This is a genomic window from Nocardioides silvaticus, from assembly GCF_003160695.1.
Taxonomy (GTDB): domain Bacteria; phylum Actinomycetota; class Actinomycetes; order Propionibacteriales; family Nocardioidaceae; genus Nocardioides; species Nocardioides silvaticus.
On record NZ_QGDD01000002.1, the window covers coordinates 323633 to 348594 of the forward strand.

Here is a 24962-nt window from a genome sequence, read left to right on the forward strand (position 1 = left end):
GTGGGACGTCTCGACACCAAGGTCGCCATCGTCACCGGCGGTGCGATGGGCCAGGGCGCCGCGATCGCGCGCGCCTACGTCGCCGAGGGCGCCAAGGTCGTCATCGCCGACATCGCCAAGGAGCAGGGGCAGGCGCTGGCCGACGAGCTCGGCGACGCGGCGCACTTCGTGAGCCACGACGTGAGCGACGCCGCCGCGTGGGCCACCTTGGTGGAGGACACCAACAGCAGGTTCGGTCCGGTCAACGTGCTGGCCAACAACGCCGGGTTGCTGCGGTTCGGCCGCATCGAGGAGATGCCGCTGGAGGAGTTCCAGCTGCTCGTCAACGTCAACCAGGTCGGCTGTTTCCTCGGCATGCAGGCGGTCTCGCGCACCATGCGGAAGAACGGCGGCGGCTCGATCATCAACGCCTCGTCGGTCGAGGGCCTCGCCGGCATGCCGTCCTGCACGGCCTACGCCGCGACCAAGTGGGCGATCCGCGGCATGACCAAGTGCGCCGCCATGGAGCTCGGCCCGAGGGGGGTTCGGGTCAACTCGGTGCACCCCGGGATGATCGACACCCCGATGACCCGGGTGCACGGCGGCGACGCCGCGATGGAGTTCGGTGCGAGCAAGGTGCCTCTCCGGCGGGTGGGCACGCCGGACGACATCGCGCCGGTCTACGTGTTCCTGGCCAGCGACGAGTCGAGCTACATCAACGGTGCGGAGATCGCCGTCGACGGGGGAGTGACCTCCACCCACGCCTTCGGCGCCTGACCCTCCTCCTGCGCGACCGGGTTCCTGCGCCCGGCGCGCAGGAAGACGCCGGTGCGCTCCTGGCCGAGCACGTCGGTCGGGGCACCGTCGAGGAAGACCGGCTCCCCGCCGACGAGCACCGCTGCGACGGTGGCGTCGTTGCGGTTGACCATCCGCGCCATGCCGTCGTACGTCTCGACCGGCGCCTCGTGGTACTCCTCGAGCGTGCTGTCGAGGTGGGCGGGGTCGACGATCATCACGTCGGCCCGGTCGCCCTCGCGGATCCGGCCGGCGTCGAGGTCGTACCACTCGGCGAGCTCACCGGTGAGCCGGTGCACGGCCTGCTCGACGGTGAGGAACGGCTGGCCGGCCCGCTCGGCGTCGACGACGTGCTTGAGCAGCCGGAGACCGAAGTTGTAGAAGGCCATGTTGCGCAGGTGGGCGCCGGCGTCGGAGAAGCCCATCTGGACGCCCTTCTCCTGGGCGATCTTGCGCAGCACCTTGGGCCGGTGACCGGAGATCGTGGTCCGCCAGCGGATGTCGGTGCCATGCTCCAGCACCAGGTCCAGGAACGCGTCGACCGGGTGCGCGCCACCGCGCTCCTGCCCGACCTGGCCGAACGACTTGCCGACCACCGAGGCGTCCGGGCAGGCGACGATCTCGGCGTCGAAGAAGTCGCGGTGCCACACCCGCGGTCCGTACTTCGACTCGTAGTCCTTGCGGAACCGGGCCCGGTAGGCGGGTTCGCGCATCAGCTCGTCGCGGGCCAGCTTCTCCTGCAGGTGCAGCGCCTGCGCACCGGAGCCGAACTCCTCGAAGATCACCAGGTCGATGCCGTCGGCGTAGACCTCGAACGGCACCGGCAGGTGCTGCCAGCGGAAGTCGGCGCCGAGCCGGTTGACGACGCCGGCGAGGCCCCGCATCAGGTGGATCACGAACGGGATGGCCTTGATGTCGGCCGCCGACAGCAGGCTGGTCTTCAGCGGCTTGCGTCGCGGCCCGCCGATCGAGGCGAGCGCCTGCAGCAGGATCGTGTGCGGGTGCGAGGCGTCCGGCCCGGCCTGGATCACCCGGTCGCGGTCGCGCAGGGCCCGGCGCAGGCGGCGCATCTCCCGGCTCTTGGCGTACGTCGAGGGCAGGGTCCGCGACCGGCACAGGTCGCCGTCGAGCTTGTCGAAGAGCAGCTGCTGCGCCGACATCCCCACGAAGCCGGCGTCGAGCGCCTCGTCGAGCATGCTCTCCATCCGCCGCTGCTCGGCCGGCGTCGGCCGCACCTCCTTGCGGGTGGCGCGGTCGAGGCCCATCGTCGCGGTGCGCATGTCGGAGTGGCCGATGAACGCCGCCAGGTTGGGACCCAGCGGCAGCCGCTCGAGGGCGGCGACGTAGTCGGCCGCGGACGCCCAGCCCGCGTCGCGGCGGGCCGCCTCGACGTGCTCGATCACGTGCCGGCGGGGAATCGCCTCCACCCGGCCGAACAGGTCGCCGGCGTCGACGGGGTCGACGTGGACCGTGGAGAGCGAGCACGAGCCGATGAGGATCGTGGTGACCCCGTGCCGGAGCGACTCGGCCAGCGCCGGGCCCTGGAGCACCTCGACGTCGTAGTGGGTGTGGATGTCGATCATGCCCGGCATCACCCACCGGTCGGTCGCGTCGATGACGCGCGGGCAGCCGGTGGCGTCCAGCGGTCCCGAGTCCGCCGTAGACACCGCTGCGATCCGGCCGTCCCGGATGCCGACGTCGCGGACCGCCGACGGAGCGCCGGTGCCGTCGAAGTAGCGGCCGTTGCGCAGGATGGTGTCGAACGGGCGGGCAGCGGTCGGCGTGGTCATGGGGACGAGCCTTTCTCAGACGGGCGTGATCGGCAACGAGGTCCGCGACTCGAACGCGAAGTCGGTGCCGGTGCTGAACTTCACCACGGCCACCTCCTTGGGCTCGGGAGCGGGATGTCCGCGGCGGACGACGGTGGTCTCCCACCCGGTGGTGCTGGCGGCGGTGGTGGTCACCTCGACGTCGAGGTGGGGGTCGAGGACCTGGACGATGACGGCGAGTGAGTCGGTCCACTCCGGTCCGCAGAGGGAGACCCAGGCGCCGTCCTCCTCGGCCAGCCCGCTGTCGACGTACGCCCTCGGGTTGAGGAGCGGGTGCAGCGCGAGGAGTCGGCGCGCGCCGTCCTCGTCCTGGCTGAGGCCGAGCGCCCGCGCGATGCGCAGCGCGCCGACGCCGGCGACGCCGACCAGCTGCTGTCGGCGGATCCGGAGCAGCTGCTCGTCGGTGCACCGCTTCGCGAGCGCCATCGTGAAGGCTCGGTCGAGCAGGTGCATCTGGAGGCAGACCTCGTCGGCGATCCGGACCAGCGCGGAGTGGGAGAACGCGGTGAAGTCGAGGTCGTCGACCAGGGGCCCGGAGTAGTCGGACGCCCCCTCGTCGGCGGGATCGATAGGGTCCAGCTCGAGCGTGGCCGCCCGGGACCGCTCGTTCTCCGCGAGCGCGGGGATGCCCTGCGCCTCGGGATGGGAGTCGTCGATGATCACCGTCCACGCGCAGTGCGGCTTCCTGTCGGCCGCCATCTCGTTGACGCTGCGCGGAGGCCGGTGGATCGGCCGGACCTGGGCCTTCGGGTTCGACGCGATGGCCGTCGCGTCGAACGTCGGGTCCTCGATGTCGTGGCACATGCCCTTCACGTAGTCCGGGCCCATCGGCTCCACGTCCATCAGGGCGCCGCAGTGGTCGAGCCGGAACTCTCCGTGCTGCGGGTCGTGGACGGTGTAGCGGAAGTCCATGAACTGCGGGGGAGCGCCGATGTCGAGCTGGAGGCCCTTGAAGATCGTGACGACGTCGCCGTGCCCGGGCACCGCGGGGGCGTAGCCGAGCGCCTGCTGCATCCGACGGGTGTAGATCGGGCTGGCCGCTGCCCACTCCTCGATCGCGATCTGCTGCATCTCCTCGCGGCCGAGCTCGGAGATGCACCAGGCCATGCCGGACCGGTCGATGAGCTGACCCATCAGCAGCAGCTCGGGCACGAGGATGGCGAGATCCGCCCGCGACAGGTCGGCGTACCCACTCACGCACCGGGGTTTCTTGTCGCCATCTGCCCCGGAGTACGACGAAGTTCCCCGGTACGTCGGCATCAGGCCAGCCCCAGTCGCCCGGCCATCTTGTCGAGGTAGGTCAGCACCTTGTCCTTCTCGGCGTCGGGGACGCCCCAGATCAGCTCCGAGGCGCCGGCCGCCATCCAGTCGGCGAAGTCCTCCTCGGTGGGGCGCTTCGCGACCAGGATGCGGATGTCGGGGGAGCCCTCCCGGCCGGCGTCGGCCCACGCCTTGCGCAGCTTGTCGGCGTTGGCGGCGACCTCGGTCGAGGTGGGCGTCGTCATCCAGCCGTCGGCGTGGCGGGCGATCCAATCGAACGTCTTCGGCCCCGCGCCCGCGCCGATGATGACCGGCACCCGGCCCTGCGGCGGCTTGGGGTAGGCCCAGGAAGCCCCGAACTGCACGAACTCGCCGTCGTACGACGCCTCCTCCTCGGTCCAGAGGGCGCGCATCGCCTCGAGGTACTCCTTGAGCACGGTGCGGCGCTTCGCGGCGGGGACGTGGTGGTCGGTCAGCTCGTCGGTGTTCCACCCGAAGCCGGCGCCGATCGTGACCCGACCGCCGGACAGGTGGTCGAGGGTGGCGATGGTCTTGGCGAGCGTGATCGGGTCCGACTCGACCGGCAGGCAGACCGCGGTCGACAGCCCGATCCGCTCCGTCACCGCCGCGCAGGTGGCCAGCGAGACCCAGGGGTCGAGGGTGCGCAGGTAGCGGTCGTCCGGCAGCTCCTCACCGCCCGTCGGGTGCAGCGCGTCGCGGCGCACGGGGATGTGCGTGTGCTCCGGCACGTAGATCGTGTCGAAGCCGCGCTCCTCCGCGGCCACGGCGAGCTCGGCCGGCGTGATGCCGCGGTCGGAGGTGAAGAGGACGATGCCGTTGCGCATGGGTCCACAATAAGAACGTGTTCTAGAAATGTCTTGCGCACGCCGAGAACGTCTCCTATGTTGGACAGGTGTCCAGTCAGGTGACCAGCACGCCCCGGCGGCAGCTCAACGAGCGCCAGGCGGCGACGGTGCAGCGGCTGCTGGACGCCGGGCTCGCCCAGCTCGCGGAGGTCGGGCCCGAGACCTTGACCGTGCGCCAGGTGGCCGTGCGCGCCGGGGTGTCCCCGGCGACGGCGTACACCTACTTCTCGTCGAAGAACCACCTGCTGGCCGAGCTGTTCCACCGCGCGATCGTCGAGCAGGTGCCGCCGGCTGCCGAGCACAGCACGGCGACCGACCGGGTCCAGGCGGTCACCCGCGCACTCAGCGACCTGTGTGAGCGCAACCCGCACGTCGCGGCGGGAGCCAACCTCGCGCTGCTCGGCTCCGACCCCGACGTCGAACGGCTCCGGCTGCGGATCGGCGGCGAGTTCGTCGCCCGGTTCGAGGAGGCGCTGGGCCGGAGCAGCACCCCGGAGCTCGTCGACGTCCTCGTCCTCGCCTTCTCCGGCGCCCTCCTGCAGGCCGGGATGGGCCTGATCTCCTACGCCGAGCTCGGCGACCGGCTGGACAAGGTCGTCGCCACGATCCTGAAGGACGTCCGATGACGGTCTCGACCGACGCGACCACCCCGCTGGTCTTCGACCCCTACGACTACGACTTCCACGAGGATCCCTACCCGCTCTACGCCCGGCTACGGGACGAGGCTCCGCTCTACTACAGCGAGCGCGACGACTTCTGGGCGCTGTCGCGGCACGCCGACGTGTTCGCCGCCTTCCGCGACGACGTGACGTTCTCCAACCGGATGGGCGTGACCCTCGACAAGAGCGCGTGGAGCCCCGAGGCGCACCGCGTGATGTCGTTCCTCGCGCTCGACGGCGCGGCGCAGACCCGGATCCGCAAGCTGGTCTCGGCGGCGTTCACGCCGCGTCGGGTGCGGGAGCTCGAGCCGCAGGTCCAGGGCCTCACCGAGCACTACCTCGACCGCATGTTCACGGCCAACGCCGAGCAGGGCTGGGCGGACTGGATCAGCGAGCTCGCCGGCCGGCTCCCGATGGACGTCATCTCCGAGATGATGGGCGTGCCGGTCGCCGACCGGGACGAGGTACGACGCCTCGCCGACCTGCTGGTCCACCGCGAGGCCGGTGTGCGTGACGTGCCGCCGGCGGGGATGGAGGCGGCGATCGAGCTGTTCTCCTACTACGGAGACATGGTCAAGCAGCGTCGCCGGCAGCCGACCGACGACCTCACGTCGGCGCTGGTCGAGGCCGAGCTCGACGGCGACCGGCTGACCGACCAGGAGATCATGGCGTTCCTGACGCTCATGGTCGTCGCCGGCAACGAGACGACCACGAAGCTCTTGGGCAATGCGCTCTTCCACCTGTCCGCCGCCCGCGAGCAACGCAGCGACGTGCTGGCTCCGGGTAGCGACCTCGTGGTGCCGTGGGTCGAGGAGACGCTGCGCCACGACAACTCCACCCAGATGCTGGCGCGCTACGTGACCGACGACGTCGAGCTGCACGGGCGCACGATGCCGGCGGGATCCAAGCTGCTGCTGCTGGTCGGCGCCGCCAATCGCGACGAGCGGGTGTTCACCGAGCCGTCGGTCTACGACATCCATCGCTCGAAGGACGAGCTCAGCGAGAGCCTGTCCTTCGGCACCGGCCGGCACTTCTGCCTCGGTGCCAACCTGGCCCGGCTCGAGGCGCGGGTGGTGCTCGAGGAGCTGGTGCGGCGCGTCGAGCACTTCGAGGTGCTTCCCGACCGTGCGGTCCGCGTGCACTCGGTCAGCGTTCGCGGCTTCGCCTCGCTGCCGGTGGCGTTCGAGGAGCGTCGCTGATGGGGAGGTACGACCAGCCGAGCCGGCGGCCCGCGGTGGTCGCCGGCGCGTCGTCGGGCATCGGCGCGGAGACCGCGCGCGCCCTCGCCGCGGCGGGCTTCCCGGTCGCCCTCGGCGCGCGGCGGGTCGAGCAGTGCGAGGAGCTGGCCGCCGCGATCCGCGCGGAGGGCGGCGAGGCCGTCGCGCACCGGCTCGACGTCACCGACAGCGCGTCGGTTAGGGACTTCGCCGCGAAGGCAGCCGCCGATCTCGGTGACGTCGAGGTCGTCATCAGCAACGCCGCGCTCATCGGCCCCGGCTCGCTCCTCGACACCGAGGAGGAGCGGCTGCGCAGCGAGCTCGACGTCAACCTGCTCGGCCCGCACCGACTGGTCCGCGAGCTGGTGCCGGCGATGGTCGAGCGACACCGCGGTGACATCGTCTTCGTCTCCTCCGACGTCGCCGTCCGACCGCGACCGCTGATGGGCGGCTACAGCGCCAGCAAGGCGGGGCTGGAGGGGCTGGTCGGCTCGCTCCAGATGGAGCTCGAGGGCACCGGGGTCCGCGCCTCCGTCGTACGGCCGGGGCCGACGTGGAGCGAGATGGGGATGGACTGGGACCCCGACGCCGCCGCGGCGGTGCTGAACGAGTGGGTCAAGTGGGGTCACGCCCGGCACTCCCACTTCTTGAAGGCGCGCGCCATCGCCGACGCGATCACGACCATCGTCGCCGCTCCGCGCGGCGTGCACATCAGCCCGGTCGACGTGAACCCCGAAGCCCCCGTGGAGGAGCAGTGAACATCCCTGAGGTCTCGATGGTCCTCGACGACCAGAGCGCCGAGGTGCCGGCGATCATCAAGGGCACCGGCCACCTGCCGGAGATGCGGGTGGACCCGATCGGGCTGTTCCACCGGGTGCGGGAGGAGTGCGGCGACGTCGGACGCTTCCGCCTCGCCGACAAGCAGGTCGTGCTCGTCACCGGGGCGGAGGCCAACGAGGCGTTCTTCCGGGCGCCCGACGACGTGCTCGACCAGGCGGCGGCGTACCCCTTCATGACGCCGATCTTCGGCAAGGGCGTCGTCTTCGACGCCTCGCCCGAGGAGCGTCAGCAGATGCTGAAGAACCAGGCGCTGCGCGGCGAGATGATGCGCGGGCACGCCCAGACCATCGAGGGCGAGATCCGGCGGATGGTCGCCGACTGGGGCGACGAGGGCGAGGTCGACCTGCTCGACTTCTTCGCCGAGCTGACGATCTACACAACTTCCGCATGCCTCATCGGAAAGCCCTTCCGAAGCCAGTTGGACTCGTCGTATGCGGATGTGTACCACCGGCTCGAGCACGGCACCGACGCGATCGCCTACGTCGACCCGTACGCCGACATCGAGAGCTTCCGGGTGCGCGACCAGGCGCGCGAGGAGCTGGTCGCCAAGGTCCAGGCGATCGTCGACGCCCGCGTCGCGCGCGGCGAGGTGCCGCGCGAGGAGCGCGACCTGCTCGACGTGCTGATCGCGGTCGGCATGGACGCCGACTACATCACCGGCATCTTCATCTCGATGATGTTCGCCGGTCACCACACCAGCAGCGGAACGGCGTCCTGGGCGATGATCGAGCTGCTCCGTCACCCGGACGTCATGGCCGACGTCGTCGCCGAGCTCGACGACCTCTACGCCGACGGCTCCGAGGTGTCCTTCCAGGCGCTGCGGTCGATCCCCGTGCTGGAGTCGGCGCTCAAGGAGACCCTGCGGCTGCACCCGCCGCTGATCATCCTGATGCGCGTCGTGCAGGAGGACTTCGAGCTGCTGGGCAACACGATCCCGGCCGGCACCGTCCTCGCGGCCTCGCCCCGTGTCTCCAACCGGATCGAGGCCGACTTCCCGAAGGCCGACGAGTTCGACCCCGACCGCTACGTCGACCCGCGCCAGGAGGACCTGCAGAACCGCTGGACGTGGATCCCGTTCGGGGCGGGCAAGCACCGCTGCGTCGGCAACGCGTTCGCGATGATGCAGATGAAGGCGATCTTCTCCGTCATCCTCCGCGACTTCGAGTTCGAGCCGGTGCAGCCGCTCGACTCCTACCAGGACGACTTCACCAAGATGGTGATCCAGCTCGCCCAGCCCGCCAAGGTGCGCTACCGCCGGAGGACGCGATGAGCGGCTACCGGGTGGTCGCCGACACCGGCCTCTGCCAGGGCCACCAGCTGTGCCAGGGGGAGGCGCCCGACGTGTTCGGCTTCGACCGCGACGCCGACGTCGTGGTCGTGCTGGTCGAGAACCCCGACGAGTCGCGCCGCGCCGACGTGGCAGCGGCTGTGAAGTACTGCCCGGCCTTCGCCCTGTCGATCGAAGAGGACTGAGAATGACCGACCTGACCACTCCGCTGACCCGAGCGGAGATCGAGGAGTTCTGGGACTCCTGGCTCGCGATCAACCGCGAGGCCGAGCGCAGCGGCGACTGGCGGGTGATGGCCGAGTGGTACGCCGAGGACGCGACCTACGGCTGGATGTACTCCGTCGACGAGCACTTCATGGCAGTGGGCCGCGACCAGATCCGCGAATGGGCCATCGGCATCGAGATGGACGGCTTCGACGGCTGGCACTACGACTACCAGGCGACGGTGATGGACGAGAAGACCGGCATGATCGTCGGCTTCTGGAAGCAGCGCTCCGGGATCGTCGACGACGCGTCCGGCAAGGAGTACGAGATCCTCGGCATCGGCGGCTCGTGGTTCGGCGTAGGGCGGCAGACGAGCGGTGCCGACGCCGGCCAGCTCAAGTTCGCCTGGCAGCGCGACTGGTTCGACATGCCGTCCACCGCGCACACCTTCCTGGAGATCATCAAGGCCGGCAAGGCCTCCGAGCGGCTGCTCGAGCGGATGAAGGTGACCGGGCACGGCGTCCCCGGCCACTACCACCTCGCCGACATCCCGGCGCCCGTGTGGCCGCCGCCGGTCGAGCGCGGTGACTTCGTCACGCAGGCCCCCGCGGTGGTCGAGCCTGCCGAGACCCAGGAGGCGTGATGGTCTCGACAAGCTCGACCGACGTGACCACCCCGCTGGCCCAGCAGCTGATCGACGGCAAGCTGGTCGCGGCATCCGACGGGTCGTCGTACCCGATCCTCAACCCGGCGACGGGGGAGGAGATCGGTCGCGCGCCCGACGGCACCGCGGCCGACGTGGACGCGGCGGTCGCCGCTGCGCGACGGGCCTTCGACGAGACCGGGTGGTCGACCGACCTGGCCCTGCGGGTGCGGTGCCTCCGCCAGCTGCACCAAGCGCTGCTCGACGACGCCGACGCGTTCCGTGCGCTCACCACGGCCGAGGTCGGCATGCCGGGCTTCATGATGGGCGCTGCCGGCTTCGACGTGCCGGTGGAGGGCCTCAAGTGGGTCACCGACCTCGCCGAGACCTACGAGTTCGAGACCGATCTCGGCGTCGCCGCGCCGATGGGCATCCCGTCACGACGCACCGTACGGCGGGAGCCGGTCGGCGTCGTCGCGGCCATCACGCCGTGGAACGTGCCGACCCAGATCAACCTAGCCAAGGTCGGCCCGGCCCTCGCCGCCGGCTGCACCGTCGTCCTCAAGCCGGCTCCGGACACGCCCTGGGTGGCCGCCGAGCTCGGGCGGCTGGTCGCCGAGCACACCGACATCCCCGCCGGCGTCTTCAACGTGGTGACGCCGAGCTCCAACGAGGTGGCCGCGCAGCTGACCGTTGACCCGCGCGTGGACATGGTCTCGTTCACCGGGTCCACCGCCGTCGGCAAGGCGATCATGGCTGCGGCCGCACCGACCCTGAAGAAGGTGTTCCTCGAGCTCGGCGGCAAGTCCGCTGCCATCGCACTCGACGACGCCGACGTCGCCGCCGTCGCCGGAGGTACGGCGTTCGCCGCCTGCATCCACGCCGGACAGGGCTGTGCGATCACCACCCGCCTGGTCGTCCCGCGCGACCGCTACGAGGAGGCCGTGCAGGTCGCCGCCGCGACGATGGAGTCGATCGGCGCGACCGACCCGGCCGATCCCAACGCGATCTGCGGGCCCGTGATCTCGCCCGCGCAGCGCGACCGCGTGGCGTCGTACTTCGACATCGCGCGGGAGGAGGGCGGCACCTTCGCCACCGGCGGCTCGGTCATCGACCAGCCCGGCAACTGGGTGCAGCCGACCGTGGTCGCCGGCCTCGACAACAGCTCGCGGCTGGCGCAGGAGGAGATCTTCGGCCCCGTGCTGGTCGTGATCCCGCACGACGGCGACGACGACGCGGTGCGGATCGCCAACGACTCGGCGTACGGGCTCTCGGGCTCGGTCGACTCCGCGTCGCTGGAGCGGGCCAAAGCCGTCGCCGCGCGGATCCGCACCGGCACCCTGGCCGTCAACGGCGGCGTCTGGTTCAGCCCGGACGCGCCGTTCGGCGGCTACAAGCAGTCGGGGCTCGGTCGCGAGATGGGCGTGGCCGGCTTCGAGGAGTACCTGGAGACCAAGACGATCGCGGAGCCGGCATGAACAGATTCGAGAGCAAGGTCGTCGTCGTCACCGGCGCCGCACAGGGGATCGGCGAGGCCTACGCGCGCGCTCTCGCCGCCGAGGGCGCGGCCGTCGTGGTCGCCGACCTCAACGAGGAGGCCGGCGCCAAGGTCGCCGCCTCCATCAACGAGAGCGGGGGACGGGCGATCTTCGTCGCGTGCGACGTGTCCTCGGCGGAGTCTGCGTCTGCGTTGGTCGCGCGGACGGTCGAGGAGTACGGCGGCATCGACCACTTGGTCAACAACGCCGCGATCTACGGGGCGATGGAGTTCAACCTCCTCATCTCCGTGGACTGGGACTACTACAAGAAGTTCATGGCGGTGAACCTCGACGGCGCCCTGGTGATGACCCGCGCGGTGTATCCGGAGATCGCCAAGCGTGGCGGGGGAGCGATCGTGAACCAGAGCTCCACCGCGGCGTACCTCTACTCCGGCTTCTACGGCCTCGCCAAGGCCGCCACCAACAGCCTCACCCAGCAGCTCGCCCACGAGCTCGGCGGCCAGGGCATCCGCGTCAACGCCATCGCCCCCGGTCCGACCGACACCGAGGCGACCCGCACCCAGGCCGGCGACGCCGCCCAGGACATCGTGCGCAGCTCGCTGGCCATCAAGCGGATGGGGCAGGTCGACGACATGGTCGGCGCGCTCCTGTTCCTGCTCTCCGACGACGCGTCGTGGGTCACCGGCCAGGTGCTGGCCGTCGACGGCGGCCAGACCTTCCGGCTATGACCCGCGTCGGCTTCGTCGGGCTCGGCAACATCGGCAAGCCGATGGCGCTGCGGCTCGCCGCCGCGGACGACATCGAGCTGTCCGTGTACGACGTCGCGCCCGACCCGGTAGCCGAGTTGGCTGCGGCTGGTGCGAAGCCTGCTGCGAGCGTGGCCGAGCTCGCCGTCGGAGCGGATGTGGTGTGCGTGATGGTGCGCGACGACGAGCAGGTGCGTTCGGTGGCTCGGGACGTGGGGACCGGTCCCGTGCTCGTGGTGCACTCCACGGTCGCGCCGGGCACGCCGGCCGAGCTCGCGGCTGCCGGGCTCACCGTGCTCGACGCGCCGGTCAGCGGCGGTCCCATGGCTGCCGCCGACGGGTCGCTCGCGATCATGGTCGGGGGTGCCGCGGAGGCGTTCTCCGCTGCGCGGCCTGCGCTCGAGACGATGGGCTCCAAGGTCGTCCATGCCGGGCCGCTCGGCGCCGGCACCCGGATGAAGCTCGCTCGCAACCTCATCCACTTCGTGGCCTTCACCGCGGTCACCGAGGCCCAGCGCCTCGCCGAGGCCGCCGGCCTCGACCTCCGTGAGCTCGGTGAGGTGGTCCGCCACACCGACGCCATCACCGGGGGTCCGGGCGCGATCATGCACCGCGAGACGACCGCACCTCTCGAGCCGGGAGACTTCTGGCACGGGGTGTTCGACCACGTCCGGGCGCTGGGGGAGAAGGACCTCGGCTTCGCGATCGAGCTCGCCGAGGAGCTCGGCGTCGACGTACCACTGGCGCGCGAAGCGCTGCCGCGACTGGGGAAGGGACTGGGACTGTGAGCGACGAGTCCGACAAGTTCGCCGGGCTGCCCGAGCAGCGGGCAAAGGGCCTCCGCAAGATGGAGGAGGTCTACGGCTTCGACATGACCGACGGCGAGGGCGACTTCTTCCGCTACACCGCCGATCACCTCTTCGCCGACATCTGGCACCGCCCCGGCCTCTCTGACCGCGACCGTCGGCTCCTGTTGATCGGACTGCTCGCCGGCCAGGGCGCCGCCGACGTCCTCGGCATCCAGGTCCCCGCCGCCCACGCCAACGGCGAGCTCGACGACGACGCCCTCCGCGAGATCGTCGTCTTCCTCTCCCACTACGCCGGCTGGCCCAACGGCGCCCGCCTCAACTCGATCGTCGAGGACACGATCGCCAAGGCGAAGCGTCGTCCGGTCGTCGAGTAGCTCCCGCCCCTCGGTCGTCGAGTAGCGCCGAGCGCTCTGCGCGAGGCGCGTAGCGAGACGCCTTCGCCTCCGGTCGTCGAGTAGCGCCGACCGCTCTGCGCGACCCCTCGGTCGTCGAGTAGCGCCGAGCGCTTTGCGCGAGGCGCGTAGCGAGACGCCTTCGCCTCCGGTCGTCGAGTAGCGCCGAGCGCTCTGCGCGAGGCGCGTATCGAGACGCCGCAAGCCAACAGCCGACTGTAACCACAGCGAGAGGCGTCTCGATACATCTTCGCTCGTGCCTCACGACAGATCGCCTAGCGGCTCGGGCTACTCGACGACCGGAACGGCTCGGGCTACTCGACGACCGAATGTCGCCCAGCCGGGTCGGGAGATGCGGGCACGCGAATCGTTCCTGCGGACGATGGTCTGCGACGGCGCGATCACGCACTGTTGTCCGCATGAGACGAACCACCCTGCTCGCGGCGTTCCTGGCGCCTGCCCTGCTCCTGCTCGGGTGCGGCGAGGACAGCGAGGACAGCAAGGACAGCGACGACAGTCGGACCGAAGCGTCGGCAGCGGAGGAGATCTGCGACGCCGAGGCCGACCGCTTCGCGTCCATCGACGCGACCGACGACGATGACGAGACCATCGCTGCGGCCTACCGGGAGCTGGGTGAGAGGTGGGCGGCGGTCGAGCCGCCGTCCGACCTGGAGGCAGATGCCCAGGCCGGGTTCGCAACGCTGATCGACTACTACAGCGACATGACGGCCGAGGACTACGCGGGGTTCGCCACCTACGCCGCGGTCTTCGAGGGCGAGGAGCTGGCCGAGGTCGAGGCGTTCCAGGAGTACTTGAGCGCGACCTGCTGACGTGAACGGTGTCGCACCGGAGCCTGAATGCGTTGGCGCTAGCCGAACTCGTCGGCGAGCGTGCCGAGCTCGGGCCGGTCGCCGGTGCCGTCGACGCACAACCATCGCGTCTCGTCGCCGTGCTGGTTGCGTCCCTTGACGCAGTAGAGCTCGCCGCGCTGCTCGACGACGACCTCGACCCCGGGAAGGGGCGTGAACGATTCCTCCCCGACGGCGACGGGATCTGACGCAGCGTCGACCGAGAGCTCCACGCCTGCGCGCCCGCTCTCGAGCAGGTCGTACTGCAGACCGGCCATCAGGATCACGTCGTGGTACATCGCGCGACTTCGGTCCTCGCGCCGGTCGAGCGCGACGATCCCGACGACCAGGCCCGCCAGGACGGCGCCGCCGACGACGGCGCTCAGCGTTCTCACCCAGAGCGAGGACGCCCTCCGACCCGCTGCTCGATCCTGCACGATGCTCCCTAGGCGCTTGGTCATGCCCAAGATCCCACACTCCCACGCAGCCAGGGGGGCGTCGTAACTCCACGCGACCGAAGGTGATGCGGGACCAGGGGTCGAGGGCTCGGGCGTCGCGTCGACGACGATGCGCGCCAAGTTGCTGCGCCGGCCCGTCCGGCTAGACCGTGTGGTGGTCCAGGCCCAACGCCCGTGCCAGGCGCCTCAGCGCAGGATGAGGCGGACCGCGGTCTCCATGTGGGAGGCCGTCTCCGGCGCGGTCGAGCGGCCGGTCACCCAGGCCATCAATGCGGAGAGCCAGACGTCACCGATCACCCGGGCGAGGGTGATGTCCTCCTCGGTGATCTGGTCCTTGTCGACAACGCCGCCGTGCATCGCGTGGGTGACGATCGAGGTCATCGACATGCCGACCGCGTGGATCTCGTTGGCCACGCTCGCGTCGGCGAACATGAAGGCCCGGGTCAGCGCCTCGGTCAGCTTCGGGTCGCCCTGCATGCCGCGGGTCAACCGCTTGAGCACGTAGAGGACGCGGTCGGCCGGCGTGTCGCCGGGGATCTCGCGGAGCTGGAGGCGCTCCTGGGCGTCCTCGAACTGCCGGTCGAGCGCGGAGACCAGAAGGTGGATCTTCGAGGGGAAGTAGCGGTAGAGCGTGCCGAGGGCGACGTCGGCCTGCTCGGCCACCGCGCGCATCTGGACGGCGTCGAAGCCGCCCTGCTTGGCCAGGTCGTAGGTCGCGTCGAGGATCCGCTTGCGCCGGTCGCGCTGGGCAGCGCTGCCGGCGTTGCCTGCGGTGTCCGAACGCTCGTCGGTCACTGAGTTGGCGGTGGTCACGACGGTCTCCCTGCGACGTCGGCGCGCCCGGTGTGTGCCTCACGTCACTGGAATGGCGCACCCGAGCCGGAATGTTCAGATCTGTGCGCCCGTCCGCGATGCTTCCCGGGTGGACGCTCGAAGATAGGCTACTGGTACGTAGCCCATAATAGGAACACGTTCTACGTTTGGGTCGGCCCCGCTCCACCGAGCTGCTGTGCCGGATCGAGGAAGAGGAGTCGGCATGCGGATCGCGATGCTGTCGTACCGCAGCAAGCCCCACGTGGGCGGGCAGGGCATCTACATCCGGCGGCTGAGCCGGGAGCTGGTCGCGCTCGGGCACACCGTCGAGGTCTTCTCCGGTCAGCCCTATCCCGAGCTCGACGAGGGCGTCGTCCTCACCAAGGTCCCGAGCCTCGACCTCTACCGACCCGGCGACGAGTTCCGCAACCCGCACCCGCGCGAGTTCCGCGACCGGATCGACGTCGAGGAGTGGGTCCGGATGCGCAGCGGGGCCTTCCCGGAGCCGATCACCTTCGCCAAGCGCGTGGTGAAGCTGCTGCGCGCCCGCCGCGACGAGTTCGACATCGTCTTCGACAACCAGACGCTCGCCACGCCGATCCTCGAGGTCGAGAAGTTCGGCTTGCCGCTGGCATCCACCATCCACCACCCGATCACGATGGACCGCGCGATCGAGCTCGAGGTCGCGCCCTGGGTACGACGCAAGGCCGGCTCCAAGTGGCGGGTGGAGTTCCCCAAGATCGGGGTCTGGCGCTGGTACTCCTTCCTCAACGAGCAGAAGCGCACCGCACCCCGCCTGCGACAGGTCCTGGTGCCGTCGGAGTCCTCGAAGCGCGACGTCGCGCGCGAGTTCGACGTCGACCCCGCGCGCATCGAGACCATCCTGCTCGGCGTCGACGACCGGTTCCGCGCCCCCACCGAGCCCCGGATCCCGGGCCGGATCCTCGCGATGGCGAGCGCCGACGCGCCGCTCAAGGGCATCCACATCCTGCTCGAGGCGTTCGCGAAGCTGCGCACCGAGCGCGACGTCGAGCTGGTCCTGGTGACCAAGCCCAAGGAGGGCGGCGTCACCGAGAAGCTCATCGACAAGCTCGGCATCGCCGACAGCGTGAGCTTCGCCAACGGCCTGACCGACGACGAGCTGGTCGCGTTGATGGGCTCCGCCGAGCTCGCCTGCGTCCCCTCCCTCTACGAGGGCTTCTCGCTGCCGACGGCCGAGCTGATGGCGTGCGAGACCCCGCTCGTCGTCTCGCGCGCGGGCGCGATCCCCGAGGTCGTCGGGCCGGACGGCCTGTGCGCGGACGTCGTCGAGCCCGGCGACGTGGGTGCGCTGACCGCAGCGGTCGCCGCCCTGCTCGACGACCCGGAGCGCCGGGCACGGATGGGCGCCGCCGGTCGCCAGCGGGTCAAGGACCTCTTCAGCTGGAGCGCCGTGGCGGTGAAGACCGCCGAGGTGCTCGAGGACGTGATCGCGCAGTACCAGGAGGAGCAAGCAGATGCTGACCGTTGACTTCGACCGGCTCGGCCTCGGGCCGGGTGACCGCGTCCTCGACATGGGCGCCGGTGCCGGCCGCCACAGCTTCGAGATGTACCGCCGCGGCGCGGACGTCGTCGCGTTCGACATGGACGCCGAGGAGCTCGAGAACGTCCGCAACCTCTTCGTCGCCATGAAGGAGGCCGGCGAGGTGCCCGAGGGCGCCGAGGCGGACGTCAAGCAGGGCGACGCGCTGGCGCTGCCGTTCGCCGACGGCGAGTTCGACCGGATCGTCGCGGCCGAGGTCCTCGAGCACATCTGGGAGGACGTCACCGCGATCAAGGAGCTGGTGCGCGTGTTGCGCCCCGGCGGCACGCTGGCGATCTCGGTGCCGCGCTGGCTGCCGGAGGTCGTCAACTGGAAGCTGTCTGACGACTACCACAACGCCGAGGGCGGCCACATCCGCATCTACACCGACCACGAGCTGGTCGACAAGGTCACCAAGGCCGGCCGTCCCAACGACGGCACGCCGGGCGAGGCGATGATCTTCGAGGGCAAGGACTACGCGCACGGCCTGCACTCGCCGTACTGGTGGATCAAGTGCGCGGTCGGCGTCGAGAACGACGACCACCCGCTCGCGAAGGCGTACCACAAGCTGCTCGTGTGGGAGATCATGAAGCAGCCGAAGGCTCTCCAGCTGGCCGCCAAGGTGCTCGACCCGGTGATCGGGAAGAGCATGGTGCTCTACTTCCGCAAGCCCGACGCCGACAGCCAGGAGGGCGCGGCGCGTGCCTGAGGTCTCCGAGGTACCCCTCGCGCGCCTGCCGTACGTCGACGGCGTGCTGAGCGCCGTCGACATCGCGGAGACGGCGGCGTCGATCGCGGCCATGCAGGAGCCGTGGGGCGCGATCCCGTGGACGCCGGGCGAGCACGTCGACATCTGGAACCACGTCGAGGGCGCGATGGCGATGCTCGTCGGTGGCCAGGTGGCCGCCGCGGAGCGCGCCTACGCGTGGATCCCGACGATGCAGCGTGCGGACGGCTCGTTCCCCATGAAGATCGTCGACGGCCAGCCCGACGACGAGCGCGGCGAGGTCAACATGTCGGCGTACTTCGCCGTCGGTCTCTGGCACCACTGGCTGGTCCGCCGCGACATCCGGTTCGTCGAGCGCTACTGGCCCACGGTCCGCGCGGCCCTCGACTGGGTGGTGTCGCTGCAGGAGCCGTTCGGCGGCATCCGCTGGACCCCGGTCGACGACTTCTGCCTGCTCACCGGCAGCTCGTCGATCTACCACTCGCTGCGGGCCGGCGTCGCGCTCGCCGACCTGATGGACGACCCGCAGCCGGAGTGGGAGCTCGCGGGCGGTCGCCTCGGCCACGCGGTGCGCGTGCACCGCGACCTGTTCGCCGACAAGAGCACGTTCTCGATGGACTGGTACTACCCGGTCCTCGGCGGCGCGGTGCGCGGTCGGGACGCGTTCGAGCTCATCGAGTCCCGCTGGGACGACTTCGTCGTGCCCGGGCTCGGCATCCGCTGCGTCGACACCAACCCGTGGGTCACCGGTGCGGAGACCTGCGAGCTGGCGATGGCCCTCGACGGGCTCGGCGACCACCGTCGCGCGCTCACCCTCTTCACCGAGATGCAGCACCTGCGCGGTGAGCGCGGGGAGTACTGGACTGGTTGGGTGTACGGCGACAACGCTGCCGAGGTCGCGGTCACCAACGAGGCCGGCGAGGTCGAGCCGCGCAACGTGCACTGGCCCGACGAGCGCACGACCTACACGGCCGCCGCGGTGATCCTGGCCGCGGACGCGCTGGGGGAGACCTTCGGCCACAGCAGCCCCGGCTCCGGCATCATGCGCGGCACGTCGCTGGCGCCGCACTTCGAGGAGATCGCCCTCGAGTGCGAGTGCACGTCAACCTCCGAGCGCGTCGCCCGCCGTACCTGACGTCCGCCGGAGGACGCGCATCGAGCCGACGGCGTCGACCTCCGCGAACGCGCCGCTGGCGAGGGCCGGCAGGTAGATCTGCTCGTACGGCGGCCGCCCGCCGTCCGCGGGGTCCTCGAACACGTCGTGGATGGCGAACAGCCCGTCCGGCATCACCCAGTGCGCCCAGGACTCGAAGTCGTCGCGGGCCGGCTGCTCGCCGTGCCCGCCGTCGATGAACAGCAAGGACAGCGGCGCGCGCCAGTGCGCGGCGACGGTCGTCGACCGGCCGACGACGGCGACGACCTCGTCCTCGAGGCCGGCCCGCGCGATCGTGCGCCGGAAGGTCGGCAGCGTATCCATCACCCCGAGCTCGCGGTCGACCACGGTCGGGTCGTGGTGCTCCCAACCCGCCTGGTTCTCCTCCGAGCCGCGGTGGTGGTCGACGGTGAACACCGTGCCGCCCACCTCGCGCGCGGCCGCACCGAGGTAGACCGCCGACTTGCCGCAGTAGGTGCCGACCTCGAGCGCCGGCCCGTGCGGCAGTCGCTCGCGCGCGACCCGGTGGAGGAGCGCGCCCTCCTCGGGCGGCATGAACCCCTTGGCCGCGAGCGCGTGCTCGAGCAGGTCCGGCGGCATCGTGTCGGTCATGGGTCGACTCTAGTAGTCTTAGAACAAGTTCTAGTTTTCGACAGGGGTGCCATGTCCATCGGGATCACCGACGAGCATGACGAGCTCGCGACCAGCCTGCGCAAGTGGGCCGCCAGCCTCGGCGCGCTCGAGGCCGTTCGGGCCGCCGAGGGGCGCCTTGAGGAGACCTTCGACGACGTGTGGGGCGCCGTCGAGGAGATGGGCGTGACGGCGATCGCGGTCCCCGAGTCCGCCGGCGGCGGGGGCGGCACGGTCCTCGACCAGGCGGTCGCGCTCGAGGCCTGCGCCTACGAGCTGGTGCCGGGCGGGCTGCTCGGCGCGGCCGTCGGTGCGACGGTGACCGGGAAGCCGGGTCGGCACGGCGTGCAGGTGCGGCCGGGCGGGATCGTGTGGGACGGCGGCACGGCCGGCACCGCGCCGCCGCTGGACGGCATCGACCTCAGCGCCCGGCACGGTGCGGCCACCGACGGAGGCGAGATCGACGAGCGGCTGCGTCGTACCGCCGTGACGTTCGCGGCCGCGGAGGCCTCCGGCGTCGCGCGCTGGTGCCTCGACACCGCGGTGGCCTACGCCAAGGTGCGCGAGCAGTTCGGCAAGCCGATCGGGTCCTTCCAGGCGATCAAGCACCTCTGCTCGGAGATGCTCGAGACCGCGGAGGCGGTGACCGCGGCGGCGTGGGACGCGGCGTGCGCCGCTGACGGTGCCGAGGAGCAATGGTCCTTCGCCGTCGACGTCGCCCAGGCGATCTGCTTCGACGGCGCCGTCGAGGTCGCGAAGTCCTGCGTCCAGGTGCTCGGCGGCATCGGCTTCACCTACGAGCACGACGCCCATCTCTACCTGCGGCGCGCGGTGTCGCTGCGCGCGCTCGTGGGTCCGGCCGACGAGGCGGCGACCCGGCTGACAGCCGCCGCCGTCGAGGGCGTACGACGACGCGTGGACCTGGACCTCGGCGGTCTCGACGAGGAGGTCCGCCCGGAGGCGCGGGCGACCGCCGAGCGGATCGCCGCCCTTCCGGAGGCCGACCGGCGCGCCGCGCTGGTCGAGACCGGCTACCTGACGCCGCACTGGCCCGAGCCGTACGGCCTGGCCGCCGACCCGGTGACCCAGGTCGTGATCGACCAGGAGCTCGGCCGGGCCGGGGTCACCCGACCGGACCTCGTGATCGCCGGTTGGGCGGTGCCGACGATCCTGCAGCACGGCACCGACGAGCAGCGCGAGCGCTTCGTCCGGCCCTCGCTGCTCGGTGAGCTGGTCTGGTGCCAGCTGTTCTCCGAGCCCGGCTCCGGCTCCGACCTCGCGTCGTTGCGGACGAAGGCGACGCGGGTCGACAACGGCTGGAAGCTGACCGGCCAGAAGGTGTGGACGTCGGTCGCCGAGCGGGCCGACTGGGGCATCTGCCTGGCCCGCACCGACCAGGACGCCCCGCAGCACAAGGGCATCACCTACTTCCTCGTCGACATGAAGTCGCCCGGCATCGAGGTGCGCCCGCTGCGTGAGATCACGGGTGAGGCGCTCTTCAACGAGGTCTTCCTCGACGAGGTGTTCGTCCCCGACGAGTGCGTCGTCGCCGAGCCCGGCGACGGCTGGCGGCTGGCCCGCACGACGCTCGCCAACGAGCGGGTGGCGATGGCCAGCGCCCGGCTCGGCAAGAGCGTCGAGCGCGCCGTCACCCTGGCGGCGGCCGGGGTCGGTCCGGTCGACCAGGCCAGGATCGGCCACGCCGTTGCACTGGCGACCGTCTGCGGTCTGCTCGGCGTCCGCACGACGCTCCGTGCGATCGGCGGCCACGGTCCCGGCGCGGAGTCGAGCGTCGCCAAGCTGCTCGGCGTCCGCAGCCGTCAGTCGTCCTCGGAGCTGGTCGTCGAGCTCCAGGGCGACGCGCTGGCGGCGATCGGCACGATCGAGCGCGACGCCGACGGGGTCGCTGCCGACGTCTGGGAGATGCTCAACACCCGCTGCCTGTCGATCGCGGGCGGCACCACCCAGATCCTCCGCAACGTGGTCGGCGAGCGGATCCTCGGCCTGCCGCGTTAGTTTGCGCCGGGTCGGCGGGTCTCAGGCGTGAGTTTGCGCCGGGTCGGCGGGTCTCAGGCGTGAGTTTGCGCCGGGTCGGCGAGTCTCAGGCGTGAGTTTGCGCCGGCTCGCGCTCGCGGCGCCAGGTGTTCCAGTGCCAGTGCAGGTAGCGGTCGATGGCGCGCACGATGTGGAGCCCGCGGATCGACGGGATCACGTCGAAGGCGTGCTGGGCACGGGGGAGCTCGGCGTAGACCACGGTGCGCTTCGACGTCTCCCGCAGCCGCTCGACGAGCTGCCGCGCCTGGTCGACGCCGACCAGCGTGTCGTTGCGGCCGTGGAGCACGAAGAAGTCCGGCGCGTCGGGGGTGACCCGCAGCAGCGGGGTCGCGGCCTCGTAGGCCTCGGGCGCCTCGGCGTACGACTGCGGGAACACCCGCTTCGCCAGGAACAGGTCGCGCATCATCTCGACCTTGCGGTTGCCCCCGACGCCGGCCATGTCGTAGACGCCGTAGTGCGGCACCGCGACCTGGACGGTGGTGTCCTTCTCCTCGAACCCGGGCTGGAACTGGGGATCGTTGGGGGTCAGCGCCGCCAGTGACGACAGGTGCCCGCCGGCGGAGCCGCCGGTGATCGCGAGGTACTCCGGGTCCCCGCCGTAGTCGGCGATGTTGTCCTTGATCCACGCGATGGCCTGCTTGACGTCGACGATCTGCGCCGGCCAGCGGTCTCGCGGCGCGAGCCGATAGTTGACCGACACGCAGACCCACCCCTTGGCCGCGAGGTGCTCCATCAGCGCGAGACCCTGCTGCTCCTTGGTGCCGATGGTCCAGGCACCGCCGTGGACGTGGAGGAGGACCGGCGCCCCGGACTCGGGCGTGGTGGTGGAGGTGTAGATGTCGAGCATCCCGCGCTTGCCGTACGGCGCGAACGGGACGTCGCGCTTCACCTCGACCCCGGCGCGGCGGCGCTCGCGGCCGAACGCGAACGGGTTGGCGACCCGCCGCCAGGGCGTGGCGAGGTCGGCGGGGGAGGGTGCTTGGTCCAGCTGCTCGACGTAGTCGACGCCGAGGCCCTCGACGAGTGCGTCCTCCGCGATCTGGACGGCGCGGCGGCTCTGGCCGACGAGGTAGCCGAGCCCTGCTGCGCTGACCGCGGCCAGGGCGAGGCCGAGCCGGTCGCGGCGGCCGCGGGCGAGGTGGGCGGCGGTGTCCACCACCGTCGCGGCGAGGACCTGCGGTGCCAGCTCGCTGGTGAGCCAGCCCGCGGCGAAGGCAGGGACGCCCGCCCGATAGCCGGGGACCGGCTGGACGGCGTTGGCGGTGAGCGCTGCGTTGACAGCCTGGCGGGCGACGAAGCCGGAGACCATGATGAGGAGATTAGCCGCCGGGTGGTGCAGAATGAGAACTCGTTCTACTTTCCGTGCTGATGGGAGCGACGGGATGCAGCGCTTGTCCGGGCTCGATGCGAGCTTTCTCTACCTCGAGACGCCTGCCCAGCTGATGCACGTGTGTGCGGTGATGGTCCTCGACCAGAGCACCATGCCGACGCCGTACACCTTCGACGACCTGATGGCCGGCATCGACGACAGCGTCCACGACGTCCCGGCGTTCACCCGCAAGATCCGCGGCGTGCCGCTGGGGTTGGACCACCCGATCTGGGTGCGCGACCAGCAGTTCGACATCGAGCGCCACGTGCACCGGCTCGCGGTGCCGAGCCCGGGCGGCTACCGGGAGCTGATCGACCTCTGCTCCCACCTCGCCGCGCTGCCGCTGGACCGGTCCCGCCCGCTGTGGGAGATGTGGGTGATCGAGGGCTACCGCCCCGAGGATGCCGAGGGGCAGCCGGGCGACGAGCGGATCGTCGTCTTCTCGAAGATGCACCACGCCACCGTCGACGGCGTCTCCGGCTCCAACCTGATCTCCCACCTGTGCTCGCTGGAGCCCGACAGCGCTCCGCTCGCGCTGGTCGACGAGCAGAGCCACGGCCGCGACCCGAGCCGCGGCGAGCTGCTCGGCCGCGCCGTGATGGGGACCGCGACCAGGCCCGTCACCCTGGCCCGGGTGCTGCGGCCGTCCGCGCAGCTGATCACCAAGACGATCGGTCGCGCCCGGGAGGGTACGGCGATGGCGGCGCCGTTCTCGGCCCCGCGGACCTCGTTCAACGGCACCATCACCGGGCACCGCTCGATCGGGCTGGCCGACCTGCGGCTCGACGACGTCCGCGAGATCAAGAAGGCGACCGGCACCACCGTCAACGACGTGGTGCTGACGCTGGCCGGCGGCGCCCTGCGCTCCTACCTCGACGAGCGCGGCGAGCTCCCGGCCACGTCGCTCCTGGCGACCGTCCCGGTGAGTGTGCGGGAGACCTCCCGGCGCGCCGAGGGCGCCAACAAGGTCTCCGCGTTGTTCACCAAGCTCGGCACCGACATCGCCGACCCGCTCGAGCGGCTCGGGATGATGGCCGAGCGCAACCGGCACGCGAAGGACCACCACAAAGCGATCAGCGCGGACGCCCTGCAGGACTGGGCGGAGTTCGCCGCGCCACGCACGTTCGGCCTCGCGGTCCGCACCTACGCCAACCTGCGCCTCGCCGAGAAGCACCCGGTCGTCCACAACCTGGTCATCTCGAACGTCCCGGGACCGCCGGTGCCGCTCTACTTCATGGGCGCGCAGATCGAGGCGCTCTACCCGCTCGGTCCGGTCTTCCACGGCGCCGGGCTCAACCTCACGGTGATGTCCAACGCCGGCCGGATCCACGTCGGCGCCCTCGCCTGCCGCGAGTCGATGCCGGACCCGGACGCGCTCGTGCAGCACTTCCCGGGTGAGCTCGAGCGGCTCCGAAAGGCGGTCGCAGCGAAGGACTGATCAGTCCGGGACGCTCCGCTCAGCGCGCTGCCGGGCCAGGTCGACGGCACGGTGGAAAGCCTTGAGGACGTACGGCGGCACGTCCATGCCCTGCCGGTGCGCCCAGAGCAGCTCGCGCTCGACCCGCACCGCCTTGGCGGCCATCTCCTCGTCGGCCGTCATGCCGAGCGTGATCATCACGTCGCCGAAGTCGGCGCGCTGCTCGTCGGAGCTCGCACCGACCGGGCCGTAGGAGATCGTGCGCATCCGCCGGACCAGCCAGCGCTGCCAGCCGGCGAGCTGCTCCCACAGCCCGCGCGCGGACAGCTGGTAGAAGACGAAGTGGCCGGGCTCCTGGCGCTTGATCGGTGCGACCACGGTCTGCGCGACCGCCCGCTCGCCCATGGCGGCGGTGCCGTCGTGGAGCTTGTTGTAGGCCAGCACCGCCTGCCGCTCGGTCGACATCCCGGTGAGGTAGTAGAGCATCCGGCACACGTCCTGGAAGGCGGGCAGGTGGGCGAGCGCGCCCAGCAGCCGCAGCTTGAGGCTGACGGTGTCGGTGTCCGGCGTCGTCGGCGACCGGCCGAGCTCGACCTGCAGCTGGTCGAGGATCCGGCCGTGCTGGATCTCCTGCGGTTGCCACACGTCGGCGTAGAACCAGCGGTCGACCTCGGGCGGGTCCGGGAGCAGGGTCGTGAGCTCGAGGACGTTGCGGTCGACCTCCAGCTCGACCCGCGCCATGTAGTCGAGGACGTGGCCGTAGCGCCGGCCGAGAGCGACCGGGTCGACGACGGTGAAGTCGACGTCGTCGAGGCGCAGCGGCGGGTGCTCGTCGGCGAGGCGGGCGACGTGGTCGGCGAGGCGGCGCTCGAGTCCTCGTGTCACGCGCGGCACGCGCACATTGT

General features: G+C 71.0%; 25 protein-coding genes. 17 read left to right on the forward strand and 8 right to left on the reverse strand.

Annotation, left to right across the window (positions count from 1 at the left end; translation table 11 throughout):
• The gene (locus DJ010_RS06385) at window positions 1–756 is read left to right on the forward strand and encodes a glucose 1-dehydrogenase (RefSeq protein WP_109692797.1); all 756 of its coding nucleotides are present in this window, start codon (window positions 1–3) and stop codon (window positions 754–756) included.
• Here the strand turns inward: DJ010_RS06385 and DJ010_RS06390 are convergent.
• From DJ010_RS06390 to DJ010_RS06400, 3 genes are all read right to left on the reverse strand, one after another.
• On the reverse strand, window positions 690–2564 hold the full coding sequence (locus tag DJ010_RS06390; protein ID WP_109692798.1) for an N-acyl-D-amino-acid deacylase family protein: 1875 nt from the start codon (window positions 2562–2564) through the stop codon (window positions 690–692). The two genes, DJ010_RS06385 and DJ010_RS06390, sit on opposite strands and share 67 nt — an antisense overlap.
• A 15-nt stretch (window positions 2565–2579) precedes the next feature.
• Window positions 2580–3800 carry a hypothetical protein gene (locus DJ010_RS06395; RefSeq protein ID WP_109692799.1) on the reverse strand — a complete coding sequence of 407 codons (1221 nt, stop codon included), beginning with the start codon at window positions 3798–3800 and terminating at the stop codon, window positions 2580–2582.
• Between the two features lie 62 nt (window positions 3801–3862).
• Window positions 3863–4708 carry an LLM class F420-dependent oxidoreductase gene (locus DJ010_RS06400; protein WP_109692800.1) on the reverse strand — a complete coding sequence of 282 codons (846 nt, stop codon included), beginning with the start codon at window positions 4706–4708 and terminating at the stop codon, window positions 3863–3865.
• Between the two features lie 68 nt (window positions 4709–4776).
• Between DJ010_RS06400 and DJ010_RS06405 the strand changes: the two genes are divergently transcribed.
• The 11 genes from DJ010_RS06405 (at window position 4777) to DJ010_RS06455 (ending at window position 13856) form a co-directional block, all read left to right on the forward strand.
• Complete coding sequence (locus DJ010_RS06405) at window positions 4777–5355, forward strand: TetR/AcrR family transcriptional regulator (protein ID WP_211318672.1); 579 nt, start codon at window positions 4777–4779, stop codon at window positions 5353–5355.
• Window positions 5352–6587 (forward strand): cytochrome P450, encoded by a 1236-nt coding sequence (locus DJ010_RS06410; RefSeq protein WP_109692802.1) that lies wholly within the window; start codon window positions 5352–5354, stop codon window positions 6585–6587. The genes DJ010_RS06405 and DJ010_RS06410 overlap by 4 nt, the downstream gene beginning before the upstream one ends.
• Window positions 6587–7363 carry an SDR family oxidoreductase gene (locus DJ010_RS06415; protein ID WP_109692803.1) on the forward strand — a complete coding sequence of 259 codons (777 nt, stop codon included), beginning with the start codon at window positions 6587–6589 and terminating at the stop codon, window positions 7361–7363. The genes DJ010_RS06410 and DJ010_RS06415 overlap by 1 nt, the downstream gene beginning before the upstream one ends.
• On the forward strand, window positions 7360–8715 hold the full coding sequence (locus DJ010_RS06420; RefSeq protein ID WP_281271120.1) for a cytochrome P450: 1356 nt from the start codon (window positions 7360–7362) through the stop codon (window positions 8713–8715). The genes DJ010_RS06415 and DJ010_RS06420 overlap by 4 nt, the downstream gene beginning before the upstream one ends.
• Window positions 8712–8918, forward strand: coding sequence for a ferredoxin (locus DJ010_RS06425; protein ID WP_109692804.1), 207 nt, complete (start codon window positions 8712–8714; stop codon window positions 8916–8918). Before DJ010_RS06420 ends, DJ010_RS06425 begins: the two co-directional genes overlap by 4 nt.
• A 2-nt stretch (window positions 8919–8920) precedes the next feature.
• On the forward strand, window positions 8921–9580 hold the full coding sequence (locus tag DJ010_RS06430) for a nuclear transport factor 2 family protein (RefSeq protein WP_211318673.1): 660 nt from the start codon (window positions 8921–8923) through the stop codon (window positions 9578–9580).
• Complete coding sequence (locus tag DJ010_RS06435; protein ID WP_109692805.1) at window positions 9580–11058, forward strand: aldehyde dehydrogenase; 1479 nt, start codon at window positions 9580–9582, stop codon at window positions 11056–11058. Before DJ010_RS06430 ends, DJ010_RS06435 begins: the two co-directional genes overlap by 1 nt.
• Window positions 11055–11807: an SDR family oxidoreductase gene (locus DJ010_RS06440; RefSeq protein ID WP_109692806.1), complete on the forward strand. Its 753-nt coding sequence runs from the start codon at window positions 11055–11057 to the stop codon at window positions 11805–11807. Before DJ010_RS06435 ends, DJ010_RS06440 begins: the two co-directional genes overlap by 4 nt.
• Window positions 11804–12613: an NAD(P)-dependent oxidoreductase gene (locus DJ010_RS06445; RefSeq protein WP_109692807.1), complete on the forward strand. Its 810-nt coding sequence runs from the start codon at window positions 11804–11806 to the stop codon at window positions 12611–12613. The genes DJ010_RS06440 and DJ010_RS06445 overlap by 4 nt, the downstream gene beginning before the upstream one ends.
• Complete coding sequence (locus DJ010_RS06450; protein ID WP_245927287.1) at window positions 12610–13008, forward strand: carboxymuconolactone decarboxylase family protein; 399 nt, start codon at window positions 12610–12612, stop codon at window positions 13006–13008. Before DJ010_RS06445 ends, DJ010_RS06450 begins: the two co-directional genes overlap by 4 nt.
• A gap of 437 nt (window positions 13009–13445) precedes the next feature.
• On the forward strand, window positions 13446–13856 hold the full coding sequence (locus DJ010_RS06455; protein WP_109692808.1) for a hypothetical protein: 411 nt from the start codon (window positions 13446–13448) through the stop codon (window positions 13854–13856).
• Window positions 13857–13894: 38 nt separating this feature from the next.
• On the opposite strand, the gene DJ010_RS06460 is transcribed toward DJ010_RS06455, so the two are convergent.
• Both DJ010_RS06460 and DJ010_RS06465 read right to left on the reverse strand, forming a co-directional pair.
• Complete coding sequence (locus tag DJ010_RS06460) at window positions 13895–14335, reverse strand: hypothetical protein (RefSeq protein ID WP_146207268.1); 441 nt, start codon at window positions 14333–14335, stop codon at window positions 13895–13897.
• Window positions 14336–14518: 183 nt separating this feature from the next.
• On the reverse strand, window positions 14519–15145 hold the full coding sequence (locus DJ010_RS06465) for a TetR family transcriptional regulator (RefSeq protein ID WP_109692810.1): 627 nt from the start codon (window positions 15143–15145) through the stop codon (window positions 14519–14521).
• A gap of 223 nt (window positions 15146–15368) precedes the next feature.
• Here DJ010_RS06465 and DJ010_RS06470 point away from each other — a divergent pair, with 223 nt between their 5' ends.
• From DJ010_RS06470 to DJ010_RS06480, 3 genes are read left to right on the forward strand one after another with little or no spacing between them, the layout of a single operon-like run.
• Window positions 15369–16655: a glycosyltransferase family 4 protein gene (locus DJ010_RS06470; protein ID WP_109692811.1), complete on the forward strand. Its 1287-nt coding sequence runs from the start codon at window positions 15369–15371 to the stop codon at window positions 16653–16655.
• Window positions 16642–17415, forward strand: a complete 774-nt coding sequence (locus DJ010_RS06475; protein WP_109693135.1) for a class I SAM-dependent methyltransferase — start codon at window positions 16642–16644, stop codon at window positions 17413–17415. The genes DJ010_RS06470 and DJ010_RS06475 overlap by 14 nt, the downstream gene beginning before the upstream one ends.
• The gene (locus DJ010_RS06480; protein ID WP_109692812.1) at window positions 17408–18568 is read left to right on the forward strand and encodes a prenyltransferase/squalene oxidase repeat-containing protein; all 1161 of its coding nucleotides are present in this window, start codon (window positions 17408–17410) and stop codon (window positions 18566–18568) included. Before DJ010_RS06475 ends, DJ010_RS06480 begins: the two co-directional genes overlap by 8 nt.
• Here the strand turns inward: DJ010_RS06480 and DJ010_RS06485 are convergent.
• The gene (locus DJ010_RS06485; RefSeq protein WP_245927288.1) at window positions 18536–19198 is read right to left on the reverse strand and encodes a class I SAM-dependent methyltransferase; all 663 of its coding nucleotides are present in this window, start codon (window positions 19196–19198) and stop codon (window positions 18536–18538) included. The two genes, DJ010_RS06480 and DJ010_RS06485, sit on opposite strands and share 33 nt — an antisense overlap.
• Before the next feature lie 51 nt (window positions 19199–19249).
• On the opposite strand from DJ010_RS06485, the gene DJ010_RS06490 reads away from it, so the two are divergent.
• Window positions 19250–21232 (forward strand): acyl-CoA dehydrogenase family protein, encoded by a 1983-nt coding sequence (locus tag DJ010_RS06490; RefSeq protein ID WP_109692813.1) that lies wholly within the window; start codon window positions 19250–19252, stop codon window positions 21230–21232.
• Window positions 21233–21317: 85 nt separating this feature from the next.
• Here DJ010_RS06490 and DJ010_RS06495 read toward each other — a convergent pair whose 3' ends face one another.
• On the reverse strand, window positions 21318–22580 hold the full coding sequence (locus tag DJ010_RS06495) for an alpha/beta hydrolase (protein ID WP_109692814.1): 1263 nt from the start codon (window positions 22578–22580) through the stop codon (window positions 21318–21320).
• 73 nt (window positions 22581–22653) lie between these two features.
• On the opposite strand from DJ010_RS06495, the gene DJ010_RS06500 reads away from it, so the two are divergent.
• On the forward strand, window positions 22654–24078 hold the full coding sequence (locus DJ010_RS06500) for a WS/DGAT/MGAT family O-acyltransferase (RefSeq protein ID WP_109692815.1): 1425 nt from the start codon (window positions 22654–22656) through the stop codon (window positions 24076–24078).
• On the opposite strand, the gene DJ010_RS06505 is transcribed toward DJ010_RS06500, so the two are convergent.
• Window positions 24079–24951: a GTP-binding protein LepA gene (locus tag DJ010_RS06505; RefSeq protein WP_109692816.1), complete on the reverse strand. Its 873-nt coding sequence runs from the start codon at window positions 24949–24951 to the stop codon at window positions 24079–24081.
• Window positions 24952–24962 lie beyond the last annotated feature (11 nt).